This window comes from Burkholderia orbicola, from assembly GCF_900100915.1.
GTDB classification, from domain to species: Bacteria; Pseudomonadota; Gammaproteobacteria; order Burkholderiales; family Burkholderiaceae; genus Burkholderia; species Burkholderia orbicola.
Map to the genome: position 1 here is coordinate 1,683,126 of NZ_FNKW01000001.1, position 24,492 is coordinate 1,707,617.

Genomic DNA, 24,492 nt, shown 5'->3' on the forward strand with positions numbered 1-24,492 from the left:
ACCCATAAGTTAGTCAATATAATCAGCCACTTATGCGGTTGCAACCTAGGGGTTGCCCGTGGTCCGAGGATCGGTGTTTTCCCTGATCGGGACGATTCGACACGCGTGTGCAACCTTTCGTTTGCGCGGAGGCGGCCGGAAACGGGTTGCACTGGGGTGGGACGTGGCGCGGTGCCGGTGTCGGATAGGCGACGGAGGGGATCGGGCACTGGCGGCCAGGTGTTCGGGTCGGGCAATGCGGCGGACGAGGGTTCGGGTACCCGGCGGCAGCCCGGGTGCCGGATATCCCGCAACGCCGCGCGACGGCCGCGCTGGCGCCGCTCAGATATCCAGCGGATCGACCTCGACGCTCCACCGCAGCACGCCCTTCAGCGCGCGCAGTTCCGGCTGCCATGCGCGCAGCGCGTGCTGCAGCGCCGCCCGCGACGCGCTTTCGAGCAGCAGCTGCGCACGGTGGACATTCGCGACCTTGACGATCGTCATCGGCACCGCGTCGTACACGGTCACGCGATCGGCGCCCGGCAGCCCGGGCAACGCGGCCGCGGCCTGCAGCAGGAACGCGAGCGCCGCGTCGAGCGTGCGCCCTTCGGCGCGCAGCAGCGCCTGGTAGACGAACGGCGGCAGGTGCGCGTCGCGGCGCTCGGCGAGCGTCGAATTCGCGAAGCCCACGTAGTCCTGCCGCCCGAGCGCGTGATACAGCGCGTGACGCGGGTAGCGCGTCTGCACCATCACTTCGCCCGGCAGCCCGGCGCGCCCCGCACGGCCGCTCACCTGCATCAGCTGCGCGAACAGCCGCTCGCTCGCGCGGAAGTCGTGCGAGAACAGCGCGGTATCGGCATTGAGCACGCCGACGAGCGACACGCGCTGGAAGTCGTGCCCTTTCGCGATCATCTGCGTGCCGACCAGGATGTCGACCTCGCCCGCGTGCACGTCGGAAAAAAGCGCCTGCGCGCTGCCCTTGCGGCGCGTGCTGTCCGCGTCGATCCGCAGAATCCGCGCGCCGGGCACCGCTTCGGCGAGCGCCTCCTCGATGCGCTGCGTGCCGCGCCCGAGCGGCGCGATGTCGACGTTTCCGCACTCGGGGCACGAACGCGGAATGCGCGCTTCCCAGCCGCAGTGATGGCAGCGCAGCGCATGCTCGGGCTTGTGCAGCACGACGTACGCGCTGCAACGCGGGCAGCCGGCCACCCAGCCGCATGCGTCGCACGCGAGCTGGGGCGCGTAACCGCGCCGGTTCAGGAACACGAGACTCTGTTCGCCGCGTTCGAGCCGCGCCTTCAGCGCCGCGACGAGCGGTCCCGACAGCCCGCCCATCGACGCGCGCCCGCGCCGCCGTTCCTCTTCGAGATCGATCAGACGCACGGTCGGCAGCGTCGCGTCGGCCACCGCGCGACGCGACAGCGTGAGCCGCGTGTAACGCCCCTGCTCGGCCTGCCACCAGCTTTCGAGCGACGGCGTGGCCGAGCCGAGCACGACGGTGATGCCGAGCTGCTTCGCGCGCCACACGGCCAGGTCGCGGGCCGAATAGCGCAGCCCTTCCTGCTGCTTGTACGCGGGCTCGTGCTCCTCGTCGACGACGATCAGCGCGAGCGTCGGCATCGACGCGAGCACCGCGAGGCGCGTGCCGAGCACGATTCGCGCGCGGCCCGTGTGCGCGGCGAGCCAGTTGCGCGCCCGTTCGCCTTCGGCGAGCCCGCTGTGCAGCGTGACGATCGCGTCGTCGGCGAGCGCGCCCGCGAAGCGCGCGCGAAACGCGGCCTCGAACTGCGGCGTCAGGTTGATTTCGGGCACGAGCACCAGCGCCTGCGCGTCCGGCCGCGCGTCGAGCAGCGACGCAAGCGCATGCAGATAGACCTCGGTCTTGCCACTGCCCGTCACGCCGTGCAGCAGGAACGGCGCGAAGCCTTGCGCCGCGCGAATCGCGTCGAGCGCCTCGGCCTGCTGGTCCGTCAATGCCGGCGGCACAGCGCGTCCACTGCTTGTCGACAGGTTATCCACAGGGTTGGCCACAGGCGCATCGGCCCAGCCGATCTCCTCCACGTCCACCCAGCCGCGCGCAGCCCAGTCGTCGAGCGTCGCGGCCGCCTTCGGATGCAGCGCGCGCGCGTCCGGCAGCGTCAGCGAGCCGGTATCGACCAGCGCCTGTGCGAGCCGGCGCAGCGCCGCGCCGCGCGCGGGCAACGCATCGGGCAGCGCCGCGCGGCCGGCTTCGGTCGGCCGGTAGCGCACTTCCGGCGCGAGCAGCCGCCCCCAGCGCCCGGCGTCGCGCAGTGCCTGCGGCAGCGCCGGCAACGCGACTTCGCCGCGCCCGCGCTGATAATAGTCGGCGGCGAACGAGACGAGCGCGAGCCAATCCGGCGACAGCGGCGGCAGTTCCGTACAGATCGCGTCGACCGCGCGCAGCCGCGACGGCGGGACCTCGGTGTGAGTGGTGACTTCGCAGACGAGCCCGACGGCCTGCCGCTTGCCGAACGGCACCTGCACGAGCGTGCCGGGCACAGGCGCCGGCTGCACGTCGCAGCGGTAGTCGAACAGGGTCGCGAGCGGATGGTCGAGCGCGACGCGCAGGTAGGTACCGCTCATCCACACGCTCCGGCAGCGGCGGCACGCAGGCGACGGACGGCCAGCATCCGCACCCGCATCGTGACGGCGAACTTAAAGTAAAACTTCAGATTCGGCGCTAAGTTTTGGATTCGCATTAGGAATCGCCGTATACCCTGCCCAGCCTGTGGATAACTTTGTTGAGAACTCGCCCCTCAACGGCCGCAACGCGCGCGGGGCCGCGCTTTCCGCTGTTTTTCGCCGTTTGCCGAGGTGTCCCGCGAAGCCTTATTCCATAAGGCTGCTATTCAAATTACCGAACCATAGCGAGACAAATTGACCGATACGGGGCTCTACCGCGCTGCAACGTGGAAAATGTGTATAAGTCAAGTCTTGACAAGCACCGAATCGGCAACGGGAGCGGGGTTGCGTCCTGTTTAGTTTCAGAAACGAAACATCGTCATGCCGCAGCGCAGCATGACGGCGCTTGCGTTCAGCCCGCCGCTCCGCTACGGATCGCGCGGCTGTGGGTATGTACTTCGTCGACGAGTTCGGCGACGTGGTCGGGCGACGTGAATTGCGAGATGCCGTGCCCGAGGTTGAATACGTGGCCCGGATGGTTGCCGTAGCTGTCGAGCACCGCGCGCGCCTGTTCGCGCACCGCGGCCGGCGGCGCAAACAGGATCGTCGGGTCGAGGTTGCCCTGCAGTGCCACGCGCCCCGCGACGCGCTCGCGCGCGGCGCCGAGGTTGACCGTCCAGTCGAGCCCGACCGCGTCGACGCCAGTCGCCGCGATCTCCTCGAGCCACAGCCCGCCGCCCTTCGTGAACGTGATCACCGGCACGCGCTCGCCGTCGTGCTCGCGCTTGAGCTGCGACACCACGCGGCGGATGTAGTCGAGCGAGAAGCGCTGGTACGCGCCGTCAGCCAGCGCGCCGCCCCACGTATCGAAGATCATCACGGCCTGTGCGCCCGCTTCGATCTGCGCGTTCAGGTACGCGGCCACCGCCTGCGCGTTCACGTCGAGGATCCGGTGCATCAGGTCGGGGCGCGAATACGCCATCGACTTCACCGTGCGGAAATCGTCCGAGCCGCCGCCTTCGACCATGTAGCACGCGAGCGTCCACGGGCTGCCCGAGAAGCCGATCAGCGGCACGCGCTGCCGGCCCTGGCCGTCGGTGAGCGCGCGGCGGATCTCGCGCACGGCGCCCGTCACGTAGCCTAGCGTCTCCTCGATGTCCGGCACCGCGAGCTTCGCGACGTCGGCCTCGGTGCGCACCGGATGCGCGAACTTCGGCCCTTCGCCGACCTGGAAGTCGAGGCCGAGCCCCATCGCGTCGGGAATCGTCAGGATGTCCGAGAACAGGATCGCGGCGTCGAGCGGGAAACGCTCGAGCGGCTGCAACGTCACTTCGGTCGCGTAGTCGGGATTCTTCGCGAGGCCGAGGAAGCTACCGGCGCGCGCGCGCGTCGCGTTGTATTCGGGCAGGTAGCGGCCGGCCTGGCGCATCAGCCAGATCGGCGTGTAGTCGGTCGGCTCGCGCAGAAGCGCACGCAGGAAGGTGTCGTTGAGCAGGTTATGGGCCACGGTAGGAGCGACGATGCGAAGGCAAAGCGGCATTTTACCGGACAGCCGCGATCGGGCTGCGCATGCCGATGCGATGGCGGCCATATGACGCGCGCGATGGCTCCGTTATGATCGGACGCTCATATCCAACCGAACGAAGGAGGAGACCGATGAAGACATTCGCCACGCTTGCCACGCTCGCTGCCGCCGCCGCGTTTTGCTGCGCCGCCGCGCACGCGCAGGGCACGACCACGGCGGCGCCCGCGAGCGCCGCTGCCGCCGGCTCGCGGCTCGACGACGTGCTCGCGCGCGGCGCGCTGCGCGTGTGCACGACGGGCGACTACAAGCCGTATTCGTACTATCGCGCGGATGGCCGCTTCGAGGGCATCGACATCGACATGGCGGAATCGCTCGCGAAATCGCTCGGCGTGAAGACCGACTACGTGAAGACGAGCTGGTCGAACCTCACCAACGACTTCGTCGCGAAATGCGACATCGCGGTAGGCGGCGTATCGACGACGCTCGAGCGCCAGAAGCGCGTGTTCTTCACGCAGCCGTACGTCGTCGACGGCAAGACGCCGATCGTGCGCTGCGCGGATGCCGACAAGTACCAGACCGTCGCACAGATCGACCGGCCCGAGACGCGCGTGATCGTGAATCCGGGCGGCACCAACGAGCGCTTCGCGAAGCAGTTCTTCACGCACGCGAACCTGACCGTCTTCCCGGACAACGTGACGATCTTCAAGCAGATCCTCGCGGGCAAGGCCGACGTGATGGTGACGGATGCGTCCGAGACGCTGCTGCAGCAAAAGCTGAATCCGGGCCTTTGCTCGGTGCATCCGGACAAGCCGTTCCAGTTCGGCGAGAAGGCGTACATGGTGCCGCGCGGCGACGTCGCGTTCCAGCAGTACGTCGACCAGTGGCTGCATCTCGCGCTGTCCACCGGCGAGTACCAGGCGGTTTCGGACAAGTGGCTGAAGTAAGCTGACCCGCGCCGCGGCGGCCGATCATGGGCACCGACCCCGCGGCCGCCGCGCGCGCCGTTACACATTGCCGTCGCTGCGCTGAGCCTTCCAGCGCCGCAAAACCCGACGAATTGGCCGAATGGCCGACTTCCCCGCATTCCGATCACGTTTCAAAATCTTTCCGACGAATGAATCGTCATGCGCGGTATCGATCGCGCCGTGCACTTTCTCGCGTGAAAATCGGCAATTCATCGCGCCCGATACGCATGAAAAACGCATCGTGCGCATACCTTGAAAACGCGGCGGAAAATATGGGTAAAAATGACCTTTTTCAGGACCCCGAAAACAGCAAAAAATCCCGGAAAGCCTTATCTGGCGGGCGTTACAACCTGAAACACTTTGTTACCGCGACGGGTCATTAATTCGCCCACAATGGCCTCAACGGTTTCAACACGGATGCGGTCTCGTGTGCCAAGTGTGAGCGGACGCGAAGCGCTGCGAGCCAGTCGGTCACGTACCGAAGCCCTTCCGAGGGGCATCCCTGTTGGAGTCGTTTCCGGCCCCCCGCCGGACTCGGTTTCATCTTTGGTCTCCTCGCGCTAACCCCGTAGCGTGTGGTTTTTAGCGGGCTAATAAGCCCGCTTTTTTTCGTCCATCGAAAACGTAGCGACCCGCAGGCCGCCACGTTTTTCCGGCATTTTCGCGCACCGCACCGTCCCGCTTCACGCAGTCTTCTGCACGTCGAGCTTCAGTTCCTCGATCATCCGCTCGCGCATCACGAACTTCTGCACCTTGCCCGTCACCGTCATCGGCAGCTCGTCGACGAAGCGGATATAGCGCGGAATCTTGTAGTGCGCGATCTGCCCGGTGCAGAACGCGCGCACGTCGTCCTCGGTCATCTGCTCGTCCGCGCGCAGCACGATCCACGCGCACAGCTCCTCGCCGTACTTCGCATCGGGCACGCCGAATACCTGCGCGCTCTGGATCTTCGGATGGCGGAACAGGAATTCCTCGATCTCGCGCGGATAGACGTTCTCGCCGCCGCGAATCACCATGTCCTTCAGGCGGCCCACGATGTTGCAGTAGCCGTCCGCGTCGAGCGTCGCGAGATCGCCCGTATGCATCCAGCCGTCGACCAGCACCTCGCGCGTCTTCGCGTCGTCGTCCCAGTAACCGAGCATCACCGAATAGCCCTTCGTGCACAGCTCGCCCGTCGCGCCGACCGGCACGATGTCGCCGCTCGGATCGACGATCTTCACTTCGAGATGCGGCTGGATGCGGCCGACCGTCGTCGTGCGCTTTTCCAGCGGATCGTCGGTCGAACTCTGGAACGACACGGGGCTCGTCTCCGTCATCCCGTACGCGATCGTGATTTCGGAAAGATGCATCTGCGACACGACGCGCTTCATCGTCTCGATCGGGCACGGCGAGCCGGCCATGATCCCGGTGCGCAGCGTCGACAGATCGAATGTCGGGAATGCCGGATGATCGAGCTCGGCGATGAACATCGTCGGCACGCCGTGCAGCGCGGTGCAGCGCTCCTCGGCCACCGCCGCGAGCGTCGCCACCGGGTCGAACGCTTCGCCGGGAAACACCATCGCGGCGCCCGTCGACACGCAGGCGAGCACGGCCAGCACCATCCCGAAACAGTGATAGAGCGGCACCGGGATGCAGAGCGAATCCTGTTCGGTGAAACGCATCGCCATCGCGATCGAGCGCGCGTTGTTGACGACGTTGCGGTGCGTGAGCGTCGCGCCCTTCGGGCTGCCGGTCGTGCCGCTCGTGAACTGGATGTTGATCGGATCGTTGGCCGTGAGCGCCGCGCCGATCGCATCGAGCAGCGCCGGATCGACGGCCTGGCGGCCACGCGCCATCACGTCCGCGAAGCGGAACATGCCGGCAGGCGCCACCTCGCCCATCGACACGATCGTGCGCAGTTTCGGCACGCGCGCCGCATGCAGGTCGCCCGGCGTCGCGGTCGCGAGCTCCGGCGCGAGGGTCTGCAGCATCTCGACGTACGCGGAGCTCTTGAAGCGTTCGGCCGCGATCACGGCCTTGCAGCCGACCTTGTTCAACGCGTATTCGAGTTCCGACAGCCGGTAGGCCGGGTTGATGTTGACGAGCACCGCGCCGATTCGCGCGGTCGCGAACTGCGTGAGCAGCCATTCGCTGCGGTTCGGCGACCAGATGCCGACGCAGTCGCCCTTCACGATCCCGAGCGCGGCGAGCCCTGCGGCCAGCACATCGATCTCGTTCGCGAACGCGCGCCAGGTCCAGCGCACCTGCTGCTCGCGGAACACGACCGCCGGGCGGTCGGGGAAGCGGCCGGCCGTGTCGAGCAGGAACCGGCCGATCGTCGCGTTGGATAGCGGCACGTCGGTCGCGCCGCGCACGTACGACAGTCCGTTTTCGGGCGCGATCAGCGCCCCCTTGCCAAGGTCTGCTGCCATCGATGTCTCCGTCCGTTTTTGTCTGATCGGCCGCGCGCGCCTGCTGCGCGCCTCCGCCGCAACGATCGCGACGGCCGGCCTCACCGCGGATGATGCCGCGCTCCGCTGACGATACTCTGACATCGAATCGCGGCGGACGGGTGAAATAGCACGACCGGCCGATACGATCCGGCCCGCAAAAAGATGGACGAAATGCAGGCGAAACGCGGGCGAAAAAAAAGCAGCCCGAAGGCTGCTTTCTTTCGCGGGATACGCGGCGCGGCTCAGTGCCGGCTGCGGATCTTCGCCAGACGCTGGATCGCCTCGAGCTGCGCCATCGCGGTCGCGAGCTCGGATTGCGCTTTCGCGAGGTCGAGATCCGACTTCGCGTTCTGCAGCGTTTCCTCGGCACGCTTGCGCGCTTCCTCGGCTTTCGCCGCGTCGAGGTCCTTGCCGCGGATCGCGGTATCGGCGAGCACCGTCACGGCGCCCGGCTGCACTTCGAGAATGCCGCCTGCGACGAACACGAATTCGTCGTTGCCGCCCTCGACCTCGATGCGCACCGCACCCGGACGAATCCGGGTAATGAGCGGCGTGTGACCCGGCAGAATGCCCAGCTCACCCGTTTCGCCCGGCAGCGCGACGAATTTCGCCTCGCCCGAGAAGATCTGCTCTTCCGCGCTGACGACGTCTACTTTGATGGTTGCCATATCGACTCCAATCTCATCCACGGGTTGAGCGTATTGCGGCCGGCGCAGGCGGCCGGAATACAAGTCATCACTGACTTATTGTTCCGGCCGGCACTCGCCGGCTTGCGACTCACTCAGCCCTTACTGGATCTTCTTGGCCTTTTCGAAGGCTTCGTCGATCGTGCCGACCATGTAGAACGCCTGTTCCGGCAGGTGGTCGCACTCGCCGTCGACGATCATCTTGAAGCCACGGATCGTTTCCTTCAGCGGCACGTACTTGCCCGGCGAGCCCGTGAACACTTCAGCGACGTGGAACGGCTGCGACAGGAAACGCTGGATCTTACGCGCACGTGCGACCGACAGCTTGTCTTCCGGCGACAGTTCGTCCATGCCCAGAATCGCGATGATGTCGCGCAGTTCCTTGTAGCGCTGCAGCGTCTGCTGAACGCGACGGGTGATCGAGTAATGCTCTTCACCGATCACGTTCGGGTCGATCTGGCGCGACGTCGAGTCGAGCGGGTCGACCGCCGGGTAGATACCCAGCGAAGCGATGTCACGCGACAGAACGACGGTTGCGTCCAGGTGGCCGAAGGTGGTTGCCGGCGACGGGTCGGTCAAGTCGTCCGCAGGGACGTACACGGCCTGAACCGACGTAATCGAGCCCTTCTTGGTCGACGTGATGCGCTCTTGCAGCTTGCCCATTTCTTCAGCCAGCGTCGGCTGATAACCCACTGCCGACGGCATACGACCGAGCAGTGCCGACACTTCGGTACCGGCCAGCGTGAAACGGTAGATGTTGTCGACGAAGAACAGCACGTCGAGGCCTTCGTCACGGAAGTGCTCGGCCATCGTCAGGCCGGTCAGCGCGACGCGCAGACGGTTGCCCGGCGGCTCGTTCATCTGGCCGTACACCAGCGCGACCTTGTCGAGAACGTTCGAGTCCTTCATTTCGTGGTAGAAGTCGTTCCCTTCACGGGTACGCTCGCCCACGCCCGCGAACACGGAGTAACCGCCGTGTTCCTTCGCGATGTTGTTGATGAGCTCCATCATGTTGACGGTCTTGCCCACGCCTGCACCACCGAACAGGCCAACCTTGCCGCCCTTTGCGAACGGGCAGATCAGGTCGATGACCTTGATACCCGTTTCGAGCAGTTCGGTCGACGGCGACAGTTCGTCGAACGCCGGTGCCTTCTGGTGGATCGAACGCGTCACGTCGCTCTCGATCGGACCGGCTTCGTCGATCGGACGGCCGAGCACGTCCATGATTCGGCCGAGGGTCGGCTTGCCGACCGGCACCGAGATCGGCTTCGCCGTGTTCTTCACGGTCAGGCCGCGGCGCAGGCCGTCGGATGCACCCAGACAAATGGTACGGACCACGCCGTCACCCAGCTGCTGCTGGACTTCGAGCGTCAGTTCCGAGCCATCGAGAATGAGCGCGTCGTAGATCTTCGGCATGCTGTCGCGCGGGAATTCCACGTCGATAACGGCGCCGATGCACTGTACGATCTTGCCTTCTACCAAAGCAGCAGTACTCATCGCTTTTCCTTTAAATACCTGATTCTTTACTCGCGCAAAGGCGCAGTTGTCGTCCCGGGCGCGCGCTTAAACAGCGGCTGCGCCGCCGACGATCTCCGACAGTTCTTTCGTGATCGCGGCCTGACGGCTCTTGTTGTATACGAGCTGCAGTTCGCTGATCACCGTCTTCGCGTTGTCGGACGCGGCCTTCATCGCGACCATGCGCGCCGATTGCTCGGACGCCATGTTTTCCGCGACGGCCTGGTACACCAGCGCCTCGACGTAACGCACGAGCAGTTCGTCGACGACTGCCTGCGCGTCCGGCTCGTAGATGTAGTCCCACGACGTCGCCGGCGTACCGTCATCGGCTTCGAAGTGGTCCGACGACAGCGGCAGCAGCTGCTCGATCACGGCTTCCTGCTTCATCGTGTTGACGAAGCGCGTGTAAGCGATATAAACCGCCGACAGCTTGCCTTCCGAGTACAGATCGAGCTGCGTCTTCACGGCGCCGATCAGCTTGTCCAGGTGCGGGGTGTCGCCGAGGTGCACGACCTGCGACATCACCTTCGCGCCGAAGCGGTTCAGGAACCCGAGGCCCTTGCCGCCGATCGCGGTGGCTTCGACCTTCTGGCCCTTCTCTTCCAGCTCCTTGAACTTCTGCACCGTCGCACGCAGCACGTTGGTGTTCAGACCACCGCACAGACCCTTGTCCGTCGTGACGAGGATGATGCCGGCCGTCTGCGCGCCGTCGTTCGCCACCATGAACGGGTGACGGTACTCGGGGTTCGCACGGCTCATGTGCGCGGCGATGGCACGGACCTTGTCTGCATACGGACGAGCGGCGCGCATGCGTTCCTGCGCGCGACGCATCTTCGATGCAGCCACCATCTCCATCGCCTTCGTGATCTTGCGCGTGTTCTGCACGCTCTTGATCTTGCCGCGAATTTCCTTCATTCCAGCCATAGCTTGCTCCTTGACCGAAGCGGCGCGGGTGCTCGGCACCCGCGCGGCCTCAGTGTGTCACTCGCGGATCAATAGGCACCGGACTTCTTGAAGGCTTCGATCGCCGAGCGCAGCGCGCCTTCGTCGTCCTTCGAGAGATCCTTGGTGTCTTCGATGCGCTTGATGAGGTCAGCGTGGCTGGTCTTCAGGTTGTCGCGCAGGCCCTTCTCGAACGGCAGCACTTGCTTGACGTCGAGGTCGTCGAGGTAGCCGTTGTTCGCGGCGTACAGCGACACGGCCAGTTCCCAGACCTGCAGCGGCTGGTACTGCGGCTGCTTCAGCAGTTCCGTCACGCGGCGGCCGCGCTCGAGCTGCTTGCGGGTCGCTTCGTCGAGGTCCGATGCGAACTGCGCGAATGCGGCCAGTTCACGGTACTGCGCGAGGTCGGTACGGATACCGCCCGACAGCTTCTTCACGACCTTCGTCTGAGCGGCGCCACCGACGCGCGACACCGACACGCCGGCGTTGATTGCCGGGCGGATGCCTGCGTTGAACAGGTCGGTTTCCAGGAAGATCTGGCCGTCGGTAATCGAGATCACGTTCGTCGGAACGAACGCGGTCACGTCGCCAGCCTGCGTTTCGATGACCGGCAGTGCCGTCAGCGAGCCGCTCTTGCCCTTCACTTCGCCGTTCGTGAACTTCTCGACGTACTCTTCCGACACGCGAGCCGCACGCTCCAGCAGACGCGAGTGCAGATAGAACACGTCACCCGGGTACGCTTCACGGCCCGGCGGGCGGCGCAGCAGCAGCGAGATCTGACGGTATGCCCAAGCCTGCTTGGTCAAGTCGTCATAGATGATCAGCGCGTCTTGGCCACGGTCGCGGAAGTATTCGCCCATCGTGCAGCCGGCGTACGGTGCCAGGTACTGCATCGCAGCCGAATCCGATGCCGAAGCGGCGACGACGATCGTGTATTCCATCGCGCCCGTTTCTTCGAGCTTGCGAACCACGTTCATGATCGACGAAGCCTTCTGGCCGATCGCGACGTAGATACAGATCAGGTCCTTGCCCTTCTGGTTGATGATCGCGTCGAGCGCCACCGCGGTCTTGCCGCACTGACGGTCGCCGATGATCAGCTCACGCTGGCCACGGCCGATCGGCACCATCGCGTCGATCGACTTGATGCCCGTCTGCACCGGCTGCGACACCGACTTACGCCAGATCACGCCCGGGGCGATCTTTTCGATCGCGTCGGTCAGCTTCGCGTTGACCGGGCCCTTGCCGTCGATCGGGTTGCCGAGCGCGTCGACCACGCGGCCGACGAGTTCCGGGCCGACCGGGACTTCGAGAATGCGGCCCGTCGTCTTGACGATGTCGCCTTCCGAGATGTGTTCGTATTCGCCGAGAATCACCGCGCCGACCGAGTCGCGCTCGAGGTTCAGCGCGAGACCGAACGTGTTGCCCGGAAACTCGAGCATTTCGCCCTGCATCACGTCCGACAGGCCGTGGATACGCACGATACCGTCGGTCACGGAGATCACGGTGCCCTGGTTGCGAACGTCTGCGCTCGCTTCAAGGCCCTGGATCCGGCTCTTGATCAGCTCGCTGATCTCAGAGGGATTGAGTTGCATTATTCGCTCCTGATAGTCAATTCTGTTGCGTGCCGGCGTGGCGCTCAGGCGGTCAAGGCAGCCTGCATCGATGCGAGGCGCGCGCGAACCGAGGTGTCGAGCACTTCGTCGCCGACCGTCACGCGCACGCCGCCGATCAGCGACGAATCGACTTCGACCGTCGGTTTCAGCTTGCGCTTGAACTTGCGTTCGAGGCCCGAGACGAGACTGTCGAGATCCGCGCCGTTCAGCGGGAACGCGCTCACGATCTCGGCGTCGGCTGCGCCTTCACGTTCGTTCTTGAGCGCCTCGAACTGCTCGGCAATTTCCGGCAGCAGCGCGATGCGATGATTGTCGACCAGCATCTGCACGAAGTTCTTCGCTTCGGCGCCGGCCGCGACGGGCGACTTCACCGCAGCAAGCAGCAACTCGGCTACTTGCGTGCGCGTCACCTTCGGGCTCGACGCGACCGACAGTACTTCCGGCAGACGCGCAACCTGGGCCAGCTCTTGCACGAGCGTGGACCAGGCGGCGATGTCACCGCCCTCGGCCACGCGGAACAGCGCTTCTGCGTAAGGGCGGGCGATGGTTGCAAGTTCGGCCATGATCAGAGCTCGGCTTTCAGTTGATTCAGCAGTTGGGCGTGGGCCGTTTGATCGACTTCGCGCTTCAGGATCTGCTCGGCGCCCTTCACGGCCAGCGCGGCGACTTCGCCACGCAGCGCTTCGCGCGCCTTCACGATTTGCTGTTCTGCTTCCGCCTTCGCCTGGGCGACGATGCGGGCGGCTTCAGCCTGGGCGTTGGCCTTGATTTCCTCGGCGACCGCCTGGGCACGCTTTTCAGCGTCGGCGATGCGCTGCTGGCCGTCGTTGCGGGCCTGCGCGAGTTCCTGGTCCACGCGCTTGTGCGCTGCGTCGAGTTCCGCCTTGCCCTTCTCCGCGGCGGCGAGGCCGTCGGCGATCTTCTTCGAACGTTCGTCGAGGGCGTTGATCAACGGCGGCCACACGAATTTCATCGTGAACCACGCGAGGACCAGGAACACGACCATTTGCGCAAACAGAGTTGCGTTGAGATTCACGGTGTTTCCTTATCTGCTATTCCGGAAAAATGAAACGGTAAGGCGCTCATCGAGTTGCATTCGATCAGCGCCCCAAGTCTCCGTTCCGCCCTGCGCCGGCTCACGCCGGACGCATATTTCCGAGGAACCTTAGCCTGCGAGCTTCGACAGGAGCGGGTTCGCGAACGCGAACAGCATTGCGACACCAACGCCGATCAGGAATGCAGCGTCGATCAGACCAGCCAGCAGGAACATCTTCGTTTGCAGCGGGTTGATGAGTTCCGGCTGACGTGCGCAGGCTTCGATGTACTTGCCACCCATCAGCGCGATACCGATACAGGCGCCGATTGCACCCAGGCCGATGATGATGCCGATACCGATGGCGGTCAGACCCTGGATGTTGGCGATGTAAGCTTGCATGATCACTCCTTTGTGAAAAGACTTGGAACTGAGATTTAAAAAACTAAAACGAAGACTCTTTGTTGCACGCCACGCTTAGTGCGTGTCGTGCGCCTGGCCGAGATACACCAGCGTCAGCATCATGAAAATGAATGCCTGCAACAGAACAATCAGAATGTGGAAGATTGCCCAGACGCTACCCGCGATCACATGACCAACGAAGCCGAGGAACGTTGCATCGCCACCGAAGCTCCACATGCTGCCGAGCAGGGCGATCAACAGGAACAACAGCTCACCCGCGTACATGTTGCCGAACAGCCGCATGCCGAGCGAAACGGTCTTTGCAACGTATTCGACGATGTTGAGCGCGAGGTTCGGGATCCACAGCGCCGGGTGGCCGCCGAACGGCGCCGACAGCAGCTCATGCGCAAAGCCGCCCGCGCCCTTGATCTTGACGCTGTAGTAGATCATCAGGACGAACACGCCGAGCGCGATGCCGAGCGTGCCGTTCAGGTCGGCCGTCGGGACGATGCGATGGTGGGAAATCACGTCCGACAGACCGAGCAGGCCGATCACGCGGCCCGGCAGGTCGACCGGGAGGAAGTCGAGGGAGTTCATCAGCGCGACCCACACGAACACCGTGAGGGCGAGCGGCGCGATGAAGGTACGATTGCCGTGGACGATGGCCTTCGACTGGTCTTCGACCATTTCGACGAGCATCTCGATCGCACACTGGAAACGGCCCGGCACGCCCGACGTCGCCTTGCGGGCGGCCAGACGCAGCAGGACGATCGTCACGATGCCGCAAACGATCGACCAGAACAGCGTGTCGAGATTCCAGACGTGAATGTCGAAAATCGACGTCTGATGCGAGGTGGAGAAATTCTGCAAGTGGTGCGCAATGTACTCGGACGGATCCGGACCGCGCGTGCCTTCGCTAGCTGCCATATCGTTAATGCCACCCAAATTGTCGAAAATCGTTTTGCCCCGTTCCGCAACACGCTATTGCGGGAACGGGCCGGTGCGGTTCGTTGTCGAAACCGCACGCTGCTTGTTCCTTACCGCCAGGCCAGCGCGATCCAGTACGTCTTCAGCACGACGAGGTACGTGACGAGGAACGGCACCCAATGCACGCCGGCCCAGCCGAACGCCACCGCGGTGAACATCCCGATCGTCAGAGCCAGTTTCAGGGCTTCGCCCATCACCCAGCTCATCACGGTGGCCGAGCCACCTGCCTTCAGTCGTGCCACGAATACCGCACTGGGCACCCAGCCGATCGCTCCGCCCAGAAACGCGGATTGCGCAGCGGCGCCCGGCGACTTCGAAAACAGCCACCACGCCAGCGTTGCAACCAGGGACAGGACCACTTGCGCGAACACCACCTTGTAGGGGGTCACGCGCGAGGGCTTGCTCACGTTCGGACCGAACAGCCTTTCGGCCTCGGCCCGCGTCAGCGGAACGATGTTGTTATCTTGCTGCTCGACATCCCAGTCATCGTCGGATTCACGCCGCGCGCCAACCGCCGAAGCGGTGCGTTGCGTGCGCTGATCATCGTGCCTGTCGTCCGGCGCCTGACCCGCCATCGCAATCTTCCGCAGAATCCTTCAAACCGACCCCAAGCTTTCCGAAAGCTTTCAGGGGTGCCTAGCTAACAAATCCGGGCGATTGTAAGCGATAGTTGCAAGTGATTCAAGGCTTTAGACGCGACAAAAACCTGCATAAAACGACGCCTCATGATGTGAAAAAACGCCCGATTCGACGACGTACGATGACAGTTGTAAGGTCGGTTTTTCGCACCGGTATTTCTTGCGCGAAAAAGTCCGGTAACGGGGTAAATGGCGGGGAAACGATGCCCGATGCGGGCCAGGCGGAAGCGGCGCGATGGCGACGGGGAATGGGCGGTAATCCAGCCATCTCGAATGACGCGGCGCAACGCGGCGGAACAGGCAACGCGCGATGACCGAACCACCGCACGCGACGCGCGACATTCGACCGGATGTTCGCGCATCGATTCATCCAATCAGTTGTCGCGCCGCCACAGATGTTCGACTGTGGGTTGCAGCACTTATCAACAATCCTTGATCACTGCGGACGCTGTGCGCCCTGCCCGCCACCCGAACGGCACACCTGTGCCGCACGCACCGGCTCGCTCAACCGTGCATGAGCAGCCACGCGCCAAGCGCCGCGCTCGCCAGCGCGAACGGAATCGAAACGAGGTGGAACGGCAACCACATGCGCGGCTCCTTCGCGAGACGCACCGCGATCAGGTTCGCGAGCGAGCCGATCGCGAAACCGAAGCCGCCGACCGATACGCCGAACGCAAGCGCGCGCCAGTCGTGCGTGAACTCCGACAGCAGGATCGCGGCCGGCACGTTGCTGATCACCTGTGACAGCACGGCGCCGGCGGCATAGACGCGCAGCGGCGAATCGAGTTGCGCGTGCGCGATCGCGTCGTGCACGACGGGCAGCGCAGCCGCGCTGCGCAGCACGACGAACATCAGCACGAAGATCAGCAGCAGCAGCCAGTCGATCTTCAGGACTGCGTCACGTTTGACGGCGAGCAGCACGATGGCGACACCGACGAGGCCCGGCAGCGGATGGTGCGCATCGGCGAGCAGCACGAACGCGGCGAACAGCACGGCCGCGATCAGCGCGTGCATGCGTTGTACGGGCAACGCGGCGGCGTCGCCCGACAAGTCGAGCGGCTTCGCGCGAAACATCAACGCGGTCAGCACGAGCAGCAGCACCATCAGCGCGACGGCGAGCGGCCCGAGCGTGACCACGAAACGACCGAACGACACGCCGCTCAACTGCCACAGGAAAAGATTCTGCGGATTGCCGAGCGGGGTTGCGACGGACCCCGCGTTGACGGCCAGCGCGACCACGATCACGAGCCGCCGGAACGGCAGCGGTGTCAGCGCGCGCAGCGACACCATCAACGGCACGACGACGAACAAGGCGACGTCGTTGGTGAGCCACATCGACAGCACGGCGGCGAAGCCGACGAGCAGCATCGCGAGCCCGCGTTCGGAATGCACGTGATGCACGATGCGATGCGCGAGCCACATCAGGCAGCCGGACAACTCGAGCGCCTTGGTCAGCATCAGCAGGCCCGCGAGCGTCGCGACCGTCTGCCAGTCGACGCGATCGGCCAGTACCGAAAATGGTTGCGGACGCACCCATTGCAGCACGATCAGGCCAAGCGCGAGCACCGACAGCACCGGTTCCTGCGCAAGCCAGCCGAGCCACCGGCGTGGTGCCGGTGCCCCCGTTTCCTCCATACCCGCCCCGTTATTCTTCTGTTGCGACGTTGCCGCGCAGCCGCGCGAGAATGCCTTCGAGTGCATCGAGGTTGCCGAAGTCGATCAGCACCTGCCCTCGCCCGCGGCGGCCCAGCTTGATCTTCACCGTCGACGCGAGCAGGTCCGACAACTCCTCTTCGAGGCGACGCGTATCGCGGCCGCCATCGTCCTTCGCACGCGCCTTCACGGCCGGCGCTTCCTTCGTCGTGTGCGAGACGAGCTTCTCGGTCTCGCGCACCGACATGCGCTTGTTGACCACCTGATGCGCGAGCGTGATCTGCGTGGCCGCGTCGACCGCGAGCAGCGCGCGTGCGTGCCCCATGTCGAGATCGCCGGCCAGCAGCATCGTCTGCACCGGCGATGCGAGGTTAAGCAGGCGCAGCAGGTTCGATACCGCGCTGCGCGAACGGCCGACCGATTCGGCCGCCTGTTCGTGCGTGAAACCGAACTCGTCGAGCAGGCGCTGGATACCGTGTGCCTCTTCGAGCGGATTCAGATCCTCGCGCTGGATGTTCTCGATCAGCGCCATCGCGGCGGCAGCCTGATCGGATACGTCCTTCACCAGCACCGGCACTTCATCGAGGCCGGCCAGGCGCGCCGCGCGGAAACGCCGCTCGCCCGCGATGATCTCGTATTTGTCTGATGAAATGGGCCGTACCAGGATCGGCTGCATCACGCCCTGCGCGCGAATGCTGGCCGCGAGCTCCTGCAGGCTGCCCTCGTCCATCCGCGTACGCGGCTGGTACTTGCCGGCTTGCAGCTTGCCGAGCGCGAGCGTGTTCGGTGCCCCTTCGATCTTCACCGCTTCGGTGATATCGGCACTGCCGCCGAGCAGCGCTTCGAGGCCACGTCCCAAGCCCTTCTTCTTTGGTACCGCGTTCATGTCTTTCTTCCTCGCTTCGCTCATGTCCGGATCACGACACCTCGAACGCGCGCACGCGCTCGATCATCTCGGCACCGAACTGGATATACGCTTGCGCACCGCGCGAACTGCGGTCGAACACGACGCCCGGCAACCCGTAACTCGGCGCTTCGGCCAGGCGCACGTTGCGCGGAATCACCGCGTCGAACACCTTGTCGCCGAAGTGCGCTTTCAGTTGATCGGAGACTTGCTGCTGCAGCGTGATGCGCGGATCGAACATCACGCGCAGCAAGCCGATGATCTTCAGGTCGCGGTTCATGTTCGCGTGAACCTGCTTGATCGTATTGACGAGGTCCGACAGCCCTTCCAGCGCGAAATACTCGCACTGCATCGGGATCACGACGCCATGCGCCGCGCACAGGCCGTTCAGCGTCAGCAGCGACAGCGTCGGCGGGCAATCGATCAGCACGAAATCGTAGTCGTCGGCCACGCGCTCGAGCGCGGCCTTCAGGCGGCGCTCGCGGTTGTCGATGCTGATCAGTTCGATCTCCGCGCCGGACAGCTCGCGGTTCGCGGGAAGCACGTCGTAGGTGACGCCTTCCGGACGCACGCGCGCATCGGTCACCGACACGCCGTCGACCAGCACCTCGTACACGGTCGCTTCGCAGGCGGCCTTGTCGATCCCGCTGCCCATCGTCGCGTTGCCCTGCGGGTCGAGATCGATCAACAGGACTCGTTGCTCCTGCGCTGCAAGGCTTGCGGCGAGATTGACCGATGTCGTCGTCTTGCCGACGCCCCCCTTCTGGTTCGCAACGCAGAAGATCTTTGCCATCGTTGGTGTGTTCCCTTTACCTTCAAACAAACGGCGCGCTACCGCGCGCCTTCAATTCGCGTCGTCGACGGCCACTTCGAACAGATGCCGCTCTGCATCGAGCATCGGCACCGCCAGCCGGATCGTCTGCGTGACACGGCTGCCTTCCGGCAACCGCGCAATCTCGTCGTCCGGGTGAACGCCCTTCATCGCCCAGATCGAACCGCCCGGCGCGACCAGATGTCGAGCAAGTTTAACGAAGTCGGATAGATCCGCGAAAGCGCGGGATACGATCATGTCGAATTTTTCCGGCACTTCGACACCCGGCTGCAGCGATTCGACCCGCCCGGTGACCACCGACAGGTTCGCGAGCTTCAGCTCTGCGCGCATCTGCGTCTGGAAGGCAGACTTCTTCTGCACGATATCGTTCAGCGTGACCTGCCAGCCCGGCTCGACGATCGCGAGCACGATACCGGGCAGCCCGCCGCCCGAGCCGACGTCGAGCACGCGCGCCGACGCACGGCCGCGCAGATGCGGGACGATGGAAAGCGAATCGAGGATGTGCTGGATCAGCATCTGCTTCGGGTCGCGGATCGCGGTCAGGTTGTAGACCGCGTTCCACTTGCCGAGCAGCGCGACATAGTCGAGCAACTGGTTGCGTTGCGTATCCGTCAGCGTGAGGCCGAGCGCCGCCGTACCTTCGACGAGCATCCCTTCCAGTACGTCCCGATTAACCGCCGGCGCGCGACGCGCCGTCATTGTTGCGTCGGGACGGCGCCGTCCCCCTGCTCCGCGGCCTCTGCGGCCGTACCGTTACGGCGGCCCAGGCCGCGACGCTTCAGGTGCACCATCAGCAGCGAGATTGCCGCCGGCGTGACGCCCGAGATACGCGACGCCTGCCCGATCGTTTCCGGCCGGAATTCGTTGAGCTTCTGGCTCACCTCGAATGACAGGCCGCGGACTTCGCGGTAATCGATACCGTCCGGCAGGCGCGTGTTCTCGTTCGCGTCGTTGCGCTCGATCTCGGATGCCTGGCGCTCGATATAGCCCTGATACTTGATGCCGATCTCGACCTGCTCCTTGATCTGGTCGAGCAGCACCGGATCGTCCGCCAACGGCTCTGCGGGGCCGCACTCGCCGCCCTTCAGTCCGCACACGCCATCGTAGCTCACGCCAGGCCGACGCAGCAGTTCAGCGAGGCTGTATTCGTGATCGATTGCCTTGCCGAGCAATGCCGTCGCCTCTTCCGCCGGCAGCGTCTTCGGCGTGACCCAGGTCGACTTCAGGCGTTCGGTTTCACGTGAAACAGCGTCGCGCTTCCGGCTGAATGCGTCCCAACGCGCGTCGTCGACGAGCCCCAGCTCGCGGCCGATTTCGGTCAGACGCATGTCGGCATTGTCTTCGCGCAGGCTCAGGCGATACTCGGCGCGACTCGTGAACATGCGGTACGGCTCGGCCACGCCGCGCGTGACGAGATCGTCGACCAGCACGCCCAGATAAGCCTGGTCGCGACGCGGGCACCACGCATCCTTCTCCTGCACGTAGCGGCCCGCATTGAGGCCGGCCAACAGCCCCTGCGCGGCCGCTTCTTCGTAGCCGGTCGTGCCGTTGATCTGGCCCGCAAAGAACAGCCCGTTGATCGCCTTCGTCTCGAGCGATGCCTTCAGCGCACGCGGGTCGAAGTAGTCGTACTCGATCGCGTAGCCGGGGCGCAGGATGTGCGCGTTCTCGAGGCCGCGCATCGAATGCACGAGTTCGAGTTGGACATCGAACGGCAGGCTCGTCGAGATCCCGTTCGGGTAGAACTCATTGGTCGTCAGCCCTTCCGGTTCGAGGAAGATCTGGTGCGACTCCTTCGAGGCGAACCGGTGGATCTTGTCCTCGATCGACGGGCAATAGCGCGGCCCGACGCCTTCGATCACGCCTGTATACATAGGCGAACGATCGAGACCGCCGCGAATGATGTCGTGCGTTCGCTCGTTCGTATGCGTGACCCAGCACGGCAGCTGCTGCGGATGCTGCTCCGCGCGGCCCAGGAACGAGAACACGGGAATCGGATCGAGGTCGCCCGGCTGCTCGTCGAGCTTCGAGAAGTCGATCGTGCGGCCGTCGATACGCGGCGGCGTACCGGTCTTCAGCCGGCCCTGCGGCAGCTTCAGCTCCTTCAGGCGCGACGACAGCGACACGGCCGCCGGATCGCCAGCGCGACCGCCCGTGTAGTTGTTCAGGCCGACGTGGATCTTGCCGTCGAGGAACGTCCCGGCCGTCAGCACGACCGCGCGAGCGCGGAAGCGGATGCCGATCTGCGTAACGGCGCCGACCACGCGGTCGCCTTCGACCATCAGGTCGTCGACGGCCTGTTGGAACAGCCACAGGTTCGGCTGATTTTCGAGCCGATGGCGGATCGCGGCCTTGTACAGGATGCGATCCGCCTGTGCGCGAGTCGCGCGCACGGCCGGGCCCTTCGATGAATTGAGGATCCGGAACTGAATACCGCTTTCATCCGTCGCGGCAGCCATTGCGCCGCCGAGCGCGTCGACTTCCTTGACCAGATGGCCCTTGCCAATACCGCCGATCGACGGATTGCAGCTCATCTGCCCAAGCGTTTCGATGTTGTGGGTCAGCAGCAGTGTCTTCGCGCCCATACGGGCCGACGCCAGCGCGGCTTCCGTGCCGGCATGGCCGCCACCGACGACGATGACGTCAAATTCTGTGGGAAAAAGCATGGTGGATTCCGTACGCGGAGCTGCGCACGAACCTATCAGAGAAATGTATGGGCCGAATTATAGCGGGTTCGCTTTTCACTCGAAGGCCATCCGAATGGTAGGGTCTGTGCATTTGGGCGCTTTTTTCGCTGTGGGCGAGCGGATTTGTCGTTCCGAGCCGCCGTGGCAATGCTTCGCGCGGTTCAATGCACATCTTCGCGCCTGTGCAAAAACCGGAGTACTAGCCACCCAGCAGGTGTGGAACGCCTGACTCGACCCGGCGCCTGTGCCCGGCACAACAGGTGAACGCGATGCCCTGTGCCCCTCATCCACACAGCATTTCTGTCGATTGTCCGGGCACTTATCCACCGAGATGCGGTGCGTCGCCCAGCCTGCGGGGCCCAACAACCGGCACCGCACAGCGCTTCCCATTGTTCCCGCACGACTTATCCCCGGCCTTGAACCGTCGAAGCCTCGACCCTCGTGGCTCACAAACAAAAAAGGCGTGTTTCACGTGAAACACGCCGCCCGTTTCCCGCCCACCGACCTAACAATCAAGCCGTCTTCTTCGCCAACCCGAGATACGTCTCGATCACCTGCGGATTCTGCGCAAGCTCGGCCGCCGGCCCTTCCAGCGCAAACTCGCCCGTCTCCAGCACATAGCCGTAGTCGGAGATCTGCAGCGCCGCCCGTGCGTTCTGCTCGATCAGCAGCGTCGCAACGCCGGTGCCGCGCAACGCGCTGATGATATGAAAGATCTCCTTCACGATCAGCGGCGCCAGCCCGAGGCTCGGCTCGTCGAGCATCAGCAGGTCGGGCTTGCCCATCAGCGCCCGTCCGACCGCCAGCATCTGCCGCTCGCCGCCGGACAGCGTGCCGGCCGCCTGCCTGCGGCGTTCCTTCAGCCGCGGAAACAGCGCGAACACGTGATCGAGCTGATCGAGGAAGTTCGATTCCCCCGCCTGCTTGCGCCGATACGCGCCCAGCACGAGGTTGTCTTCGACCGTCATCGTGCTGAACAGCTCGCGCTTCTCCGGTACGAGGCACATGCCGCGGGCGACACGCTGCTCGACCGGCAACGCGCCGACTTCGTTGCCGCGATACACGACCGCGCCCGACGCATGCCCCGTTACCGGCAGCGCCCCCATGATCGCGTTCAGCAGCGTCGATTTACCGGCGCCATTCGGGCCGATCACGCTGACGATCTGCCCCGCCCCGACCTTGATTGCCGCACCGTGCAGCGCCTCGACCTTCCCGTACCGTACCGCCAGCCCGCGCACTTCGAGAATCGGCATCGTCGTGTCCGTCATCACTCCACCCCGCCCAGATACGCTTCCAGCACGGCCGGGTCCTGCTGCACATCCTGCGGCAGCCCTTCCGCGATCCGCGTGCCGAATTCCATCACCACCAGCCGGTCGGTGAGATTCATCACGAAATCCATGTCATGTTCCACGAGCAACACGCTCATGCCTTCGGCCTTCAGCCGCCGCAGCAGGTCGGCGAGTTGCTGCTTCTCCTGGTAACGCAGCCCCGCGGCGGGTTCGTCGAGCAGCAGCAGCGTCGGATCGCAGCACAGCGCTCGCGCGATTTCGAGAATCCGCTGCTGGCCGAGCGCGAGACTGCCTGCTTCGTCGTACATGTGCTTCTCGAGCCCGACGCGGCGGATCTGGCGCGCAGCTTCGGCCAGCAACTGCGCTTCCTCGTGCGCATTGAGCCGCGCGATGCTGCGCCACACGCCGGTATGACCGCGCAGGTGAGCGCCGATCGCGACGTTCTCGAGCACCGTCATCGCCGGCAACAGCTTCACGTGCTGGAACGTGCGACCGATGCCGCGGCGCACGATTTGACGCGACGTCAGCCCGTCGATGCGCTCGCCACGGAACGTGATCGCACCGCCAGTGGGCCTCAGCACGCCGGTCACGAGGTTGAACGTGGTCGACTTGCCCGCGCCGTTCGGGCCGATCAGCCCGATGATCTGCCCCGCTTTCACGTCGAAGCTGACGTCGTTGACGGCCACCAGCCCGCCGAACTGCTTGCGTGCGTTGTCGACGACGAGCAGCGGCTCGCCGGCCACGGGTTTCGCGCGCTGCGGCAGCGGGTCGGCCTGTTCCGGCACATGCGCGCGCGGCCCGCGCGGGAACAGCCTCGCGACGAACGGCCATACGCCCTGGCGCGCGTACTGCAGCAGCAGCACCATCAGCACGCCGAACACGATGATCTCGAAGTTGCCTTCCGAACCGAGCAGCTTCGGCAGCAGCGTCTGCAGATAGTCCTGCAGCACGGTCAGGATCGCGGCGCCGAGTACCGCGCCCCACACGTGCGATACGCCGCCCACCACGGCCATGAACAGAAATTCGATCCCGTGGTTCAGGCCGAACGGCGTCGGGTTCACCGCACGCTGCAGGTGCGCGTACAGGAAGCCCGATACCGCCGCGAGCACGGCTGCGTAGACGAAGATCACGACGCGCATCCACGCGGTGTTCACGCCCATCGCCTCGGCCATCACGCCGCCGCCGCGCAGCGCGCGGATCGCGCGGCCCGGGCGGCTGTTCAGCAGATTCTGTACCGACACGATCGCGGCCAGCACCACGGCCCAGATCAGGAAATACAGGCTGCGGCCGCTCTCGAGCACGATGCCGAACAGGTTCAGCGCCGGAATCCCGTTGATCCCGTCGTACTTGCCGAGCAGTTCGAGGTTGCCGAACAGGTAGAACAGCGCGAGGCCCCACGCGATCGTACCGAGCGGCAGGAAGTGCCCGGACAGCCGCATCGTCACGGCACCGAGCACGAGCGCGACGAGCGCCGTCAGCACGACGCCGACGATCAGCGCGAGCCACGGCGACACGCCGTAGTGTGTCGTCAGGAACGCGGTCGCATACGCGCCGATGCCGACGAACGCGGCCTGCCCGAAACTCGTCATCCCGCCGACGCCCGTCAACAGCACGAGCCCGATCGCGACGATCGCATACAGGCCGATGTAGTTCAGCAGCGTAATCCAGTACTCCGGTACCTGGAGCGCGCCGGGCAGCACCGGCAGCGCGAACAGCACCACGAGAAACAGCCAGAAGGTCTTGTTGCGTACCATCGTCTTCATCGCG

21 protein-coding genes are annotated in these 24,492 nt (G+C 64.8%); 2 read left to right on the forward strand and 19 right to left on the reverse strand.

The window, feature by feature from the left end; translation table 11 throughout:
* Positions 1–321 precede the first annotated feature (321 nt).
* Complete coding sequence (locus BLS50_RS08040) at positions 322–2,583, reverse strand: primosomal protein N' (protein ID WP_074801802.1); 2,262 nt, start codon at positions 2,581–2,583, stop codon at positions 322–324.
* Between the two features lie 451 nt (positions 2,584–3,034).
* Positions 3,035–4,129 (reverse strand): uroporphyrinogen decarboxylase, encoded by a 1,095-nt coding sequence (gene hemE, locus BLS50_RS08045; protein ID WP_279609113.1) that lies wholly within the window; start codon positions 4,127–4,129, stop codon positions 3,035–3,037.
* A gap of 149 nt (positions 4,130–4,278) precedes the next feature.
* Between hemE and BLS50_RS08050 the strand changes: the two genes are divergently transcribed.
* Positions 4,279–5,091, forward strand: a complete 813-nt coding sequence (locus BLS50_RS08050) for a transporter substrate-binding domain-containing protein (RefSeq protein ID WP_074801807.1) — start codon at positions 4,279–4,281, stop codon at positions 5,089–5,091.
* Positions 5,092–5,117: 26 nt separating this feature from the next.
* Positions 5,118–5,495 (forward strand): hypothetical protein, encoded by a 378-nt coding sequence (locus BLS50_RS35880; protein WP_176934156.1) that lies wholly within the window; start codon positions 5,118–5,120, stop codon positions 5,493–5,495.
* Between the two features lie 300 nt (positions 5,496–5,795).
* On the opposite strand, the gene BLS50_RS08065 is transcribed toward BLS50_RS35880, so the two are convergent.
* The 17 genes from BLS50_RS08065 to BLS50_RS08150 form a co-directional block, all read right to left on the reverse strand.
* Positions 5,796–7,523 carry an AMP-binding protein gene (locus BLS50_RS08065; RefSeq protein WP_074801814.1) on the reverse strand — a complete coding sequence of 576 codons (1,728 nt, stop codon included), beginning with the start codon at positions 7,521–7,523 and terminating at the stop codon, positions 5,796–5,798.
* 263 nt (positions 7,524–7,786) lie between these two features.
* Complete coding sequence (locus tag BLS50_RS08070) at positions 7,787–8,212, reverse strand: F0F1 ATP synthase subunit epsilon (protein WP_006477288.1); 426 nt, start codon at positions 8,210–8,212, stop codon at positions 7,787–7,789.
* 120 nt (positions 8,213–8,332) lie between these two features.
* A complete protein-coding gene (gene atpD, locus BLS50_RS08075) occupies positions 8,333–9,727 on the reverse strand; it encodes a F0F1 ATP synthase subunit beta (RefSeq protein WP_006477287.1) in 1,395 nt (464 codons plus the stop codon).
* Between the two features lie 66 nt (positions 9,728–9,793).
* Complete coding sequence (gene atpG, locus BLS50_RS08080; protein WP_006482709.1) at positions 9,794–10,669, reverse strand: F0F1 ATP synthase subunit gamma; 876 nt, start codon at positions 10,667–10,669, stop codon at positions 9,794–9,796.
* Positions 10,670–10,737: 68 nt separating this feature from the next.
* Positions 10,738–12,279 (reverse strand): F0F1 ATP synthase subunit alpha, encoded by a 1,542-nt coding sequence (gene atpA / locus BLS50_RS08085; protein WP_006477285.1) that lies wholly within the window; start codon positions 12,277–12,279, stop codon positions 10,738–10,740.
* A 44-nt stretch (positions 12,280–12,323) separates the two neighbouring features.
* Positions 12,324–12,863 carry a F0F1 ATP synthase subunit delta gene (locus BLS50_RS08090; RefSeq protein ID WP_006477284.1) on the reverse strand — a complete coding sequence of 180 codons (540 nt, stop codon included), beginning with the start codon at positions 12,861–12,863 and terminating at the stop codon, positions 12,324–12,326.
* Positions 12,864–12,865: 2 nt separating this feature from the next.
* Positions 12,866–13,336 carry a F0F1 ATP synthase subunit B gene (locus BLS50_RS08095; RefSeq protein ID WP_006477283.1) on the reverse strand — a complete coding sequence of 157 codons (471 nt, stop codon included), beginning with the start codon at positions 13,334–13,336 and terminating at the stop codon, positions 12,866–12,868.
* A 129-nt stretch (positions 13,337–13,465) separates the two neighbouring features.
* Positions 13,466–13,735: a F0F1 ATP synthase subunit C gene (gene atpE, locus BLS50_RS08100; RefSeq protein WP_006482730.1), complete on the reverse strand. Its 270-nt coding sequence runs from the start codon at positions 13,733–13,735 to the stop codon at positions 13,466–13,468.
* A gap of 75 nt (positions 13,736–13,810) precedes the next feature.
* Positions 13,811–14,662 carry a F0F1 ATP synthase subunit A gene (atpB, locus tag BLS50_RS08105; protein ID WP_074801818.1) on the reverse strand — a complete coding sequence of 284 codons (852 nt, stop codon included), beginning with the start codon at positions 14,660–14,662 and terminating at the stop codon, positions 13,811–13,813.
* Positions 14,663–14,772: 110 nt separating this feature from the next.
* Positions 14,773–15,297, reverse strand: a complete 525-nt coding sequence (locus BLS50_RS08110) for an ATP synthase subunit I (RefSeq protein WP_006477280.1) — start codon at positions 15,295–15,297, stop codon at positions 14,773–14,775.
* 567 nt (positions 15,298–15,864) lie between these two features.
* The gene (locus BLS50_RS08120; RefSeq protein WP_074801821.1) at positions 15,865–16,995 is read right to left on the reverse strand and encodes an SLC13 family permease; all 1,131 of its coding nucleotides are present in this window, start codon (positions 16,993–16,995) and stop codon (positions 15,865–15,867) included.
* Between the two features lie 10 nt (positions 16,996–17,005).
* Positions 17,006–17,899 carry a ParB/RepB/Spo0J family partition protein gene (locus BLS50_RS08125; protein ID WP_011546803.1) on the reverse strand — a complete coding sequence of 298 codons (894 nt, stop codon included), beginning with the start codon at positions 17,897–17,899 and terminating at the stop codon, positions 17,006–17,008.
* 31 nt (positions 17,900–17,930) lie between these two features.
* On the reverse strand, positions 17,931–18,710 hold the full coding sequence (locus BLS50_RS08130; protein WP_006482737.1) for a ParA family protein: 780 nt from the start codon (positions 18,708–18,710) through the stop codon (positions 17,931–17,933).
* A gap of 51 nt (positions 18,711–18,761) precedes the next feature.
* Positions 18,762–19,448 carry a 16S rRNA (guanine(527)-N(7))-methyltransferase RsmG gene (gene rsmG / locus BLS50_RS08135; protein WP_074801824.1) on the reverse strand — a complete coding sequence of 229 codons (687 nt, stop codon included), beginning with the start codon at positions 19,446–19,448 and terminating at the stop codon, positions 18,762–18,764.
* Positions 19,445–21,415 (reverse strand): tRNA uridine-5-carboxymethylaminomethyl(34) synthesis enzyme MnmG, encoded by a 1,971-nt coding sequence (mnmG, locus tag BLS50_RS08140; RefSeq protein ID WP_074801827.1) that lies wholly within the window; start codon positions 21,413–21,415, stop codon positions 19,445–19,447. Before mnmG ends, rsmG begins: the two co-directional genes overlap by 4 nt.
* A 533-nt stretch (positions 21,416–21,948) precedes the next feature.
* Positions 21,949–22,704: an ABC transporter ATP-binding protein gene (locus BLS50_RS08145; protein ID WP_012327602.1), complete on the reverse strand. Its 756-nt coding sequence runs from the start codon at positions 22,702–22,704 to the stop codon at positions 21,949–21,951.
* The gene (locus BLS50_RS08150; RefSeq protein WP_074801830.1) at positions 22,704–24,488 is read right to left on the reverse strand and encodes a branched-chain amino acid ABC transporter ATP-binding protein/permease; all 1,785 of its coding nucleotides are present in this window, start codon (positions 24,486–24,488) and stop codon (positions 22,704–22,706) included. The genes BLS50_RS08145 and BLS50_RS08150 overlap by 1 nt, the downstream gene beginning before the upstream one ends.
* Between the last annotated feature and the right edge of the window lie 4 nt (positions 24,489–24,492).